The 2,677-nt window shown below is 70.6% G+C and carries 3 protein-coding genes; 1 reads left to right on the forward strand and 2 read right to left on the reverse strand.

The genetic code is table 11. From position 1 onward, the window contains the following. Nucleotides 1-159: 159 nt before the first annotated feature. A complete protein-coding gene (locus ACWDX9_RS38575) occupies nt 160-759 on the reverse strand; it encodes a hypothetical protein (RefSeq protein ID WP_449963253.1) in 600 nt (199 codons plus the stop codon). Nucleotides 760-837: 78 nt separating this feature from the next. Between ACWDX9_RS38575 and ACWDX9_RS38580 the strand changes: the two genes are divergently transcribed. After that, nucleotides 838-1,467: a TetR/AcrR family transcriptional regulator gene (locus ACWDX9_RS38580; RefSeq protein ID WP_449963256.1), complete on the forward strand. Its 630-nt coding sequence runs from the start codon at nt 838-840 to the stop codon at nt 1,465-1,467. Between the two features lie 112 nt (nt 1,468-1,579). Here ACWDX9_RS38580 and ACWDX9_RS38585 read toward each other — a convergent pair whose 3' ends face one another. After that, nucleotides 1,580-2,503 (reverse strand): RNA polymerase sigma-70 factor, encoded by a 924-nt coding sequence (locus ACWDX9_RS38585; protein WP_449963259.1) that lies wholly within the window; start codon nt 2,501-2,503, stop codon nt 1,580-1,582. Nucleotides 2,504-2,677: the final 174 nt, after the last annotated feature.

Raw genomic sequence — 2,677 nt, forward strand, 5'->3', positions numbered from 1 at the left:
CCCCGGACCCCGGACCCCGGACCCCGGACCCCGGACCCCGGACCCCGGACCCCGGCCCCCGGACCCCGGCCCCCGCAGGCCGCGCCCGCGGTGCCGCGGCCCGTAGGACGCCATCACCTTCGGGTGTCGCATCCCGGAGCCGCGCCCACCTGTGATCGCTCAGGCCGTCGGCCGTACACCCGTCGTCCGTGACGGATGCGCGACGAACTCCTCCTCCGCCCGCCACAGCCGGGCCGCCATCCAGGCGACCCCGATCGCCGCCACCACGAGCCCGGCCAAGTACACCGGCACCGGCACCACGTTCCGCAACGACCCCGGAACCATCCCCACCGCATAGAGCACCACCCCGACCGCAGGCATGGCCCCGCTCCTGATCGCCGCCACGCTGAAGGTCAGCACCCCCGCCAACAGCACGGCCGACGTGACGAGGAATGCCCGCCCCGTGCTCCCCGCCAGCAGTTCGCTGACCGTGCCCCCGCCGAGGTAGGGGAAGACGAAGTGCAGGATGTACTCGATGGCGAAGGCCCCGGCCAGCCCGGCCGAGTTGAGCACGTACCCGATGAGTCCGAGACCGCCTGCCGTACCCCGAACGATCAGGTAGATGCCGGTGATCGCGAGGAGACCCATCAGCGCCCCGAACGGCGCGATGGCGTGCGTGAAGGCCGTCTCAGGCAGCAGCCCGGCGCGCCGGGCCGAGTTCACCACGAGCAGGACGGCGCACACGAACCCGGCCGCCGCCGTGACCCGGTAGACACCCATCTCTGGAGCCCTTTCCCTCGGTGATATCAAGCGATAACGCTCGTTATGATGCGCGTTATCGCCAGATATGGTGAGAGCGTGCCGAGAGACGTAAGCACCCCGAAAGAACTCGGCGCGCTGCGCCAGGGCCTGCTCGACGCGGCCATGCGCGTTCTCCGCGAACAGGGTGCCCTCCACCTCACCCTCCGCCGTGTCGCGGACGTCGCGGGCACCTCCACCATGGGCATCTACACCTGCTTCGGCAGCCGCTCCGGCCTCTTGGAAGCGATCTACGAGTACGGCTTCAGCCTCCTTCACGATGCCATGACCTCGTCACTGAACGGCCACGCCGACCCGCTGGCCCGGATCATGGCGGTGGCACGCGGCTACCGGGAGTTCGCGCTGGCGGATCCCGCTCTCTATGCGCTGATGTTCGAGCGCCCGCTGCCCGACTTCGACCCGTCACCCCAGCGCCGGAACGACGCCCTCGGCCTCACCTTCGACCTCCTCACCCAGGCCACCTCGGCCGCGGCCCAGACCGGGCTCATCCAGTCGAACGACCCGGTACGTGCGGCGTACCTGGTGTGGACCACGATCCACGGCATCGTCAGCATCGAGCTGACCTGCTCACTCCGCAGCCCGCTACCGGGCTGGTTCCTGAACTCGCGCGAGGAAGGCGAACGCGTACTCGCCGAAGGCGTCCATGCCCTCCTCGCGGGCCTCACCTGAACGACCCCGGCGGCTTGCCGTGATGTCGGCACCGCGGGAAGAAGGCTCCTCACGAACGGCACCGACTCCTACCGGCCGGCCGACCCACTCGACGTGCAGTCGGTGGTCGCGGCTACTCCGTGGGCCGGCGTGCCTGTCTTACTTCCCGGTCGACTGCCCAGGCGTCCGCCACTGTGCCCAAATGCCCGAGCTTGTCGGGGTTGATCACCGCGCGGATCGTCTGGATCTGCCCGTCGAGTACGTCGAGCGTCAGGGTGTGGAGCACCTTGCCGTCCCGGTCGCGGAAGATCGCGCCCGGCTGGCCGTTGACCTCGTGCGGCTCGCCCGTCACGCCGACCAAGGCCATCCGGGGGAAGGCGGAGGCGAGCAGCCGGGCCACGTTCTGGGCGCCGATGACGGCCTTGGCCAGCTGCGGGGCCTTCCCGCCGCCGTCGCCGACCATCGACACGTCGGCAGCCAGCAGGTTCTGCAGGCCGACGACGTCGCCTTCGCGGAGGGCGTCGAAGAACCGCGACGCCAGTTCGTCCCGCTCTTTGCGGTCCGCCTCGAAGCGGGGCCGGCCCGCGGCCATATGGCGCCGCGCCCGTACCGCCAGCTGGCGGCACGCCGCCTCCGAGCGCCCCACTGCCGACGCGACCTCGGGAAAGCCGAAGTCGAACACCTCCCGCAGCACGAAGACCGCCCGCTCAAGCGGGGACAGCCGCTCCAGCAGCACCAAGGCCGCCATCGACAGCGAGTCGGCCAGCTCCGCCGACCGCTCCGGGTCCTGGTAAGGGTCGGCGAGCAGCGGCTCGGGAAGCCACGGCCCGACGTACTCCTCGCGCCGGACGCGGGCCGAGCGCAGCACGTCGATGGAGATCCGGGTCACCGTGGCCGACAGGAACGCCTTGGTCGACCTGGGCTCGGTCGGGGTGGCCTCGAAGCGCAGCCAGGTCTCCTGGACCGCGTCCTCGGCCTCGCTCACGCTGCCCAGAATCCGGTAGGCGAGCGAGAACAACAGCGGCCGCAACTCCTGAAACTCCTCGGCCCTGCTCATGCCAACTCCTCCTCGAAACCCTGCCACCACGAGGGACAGCGCAACTGCCGGCCGAGCTCCCGCTTGGCCTCGGCGTCGAACAAGCCGCGCCCCTCGCCCATCATCGTCACCACCACCTGCCCACTCAGCATCCGGGCCGCCCATACGGGCACCCACGTCGGCCACCACCTGCCC

Source organism: Nonomuraea sp. NPDC003201 (genome assembly GCF_053590415.1).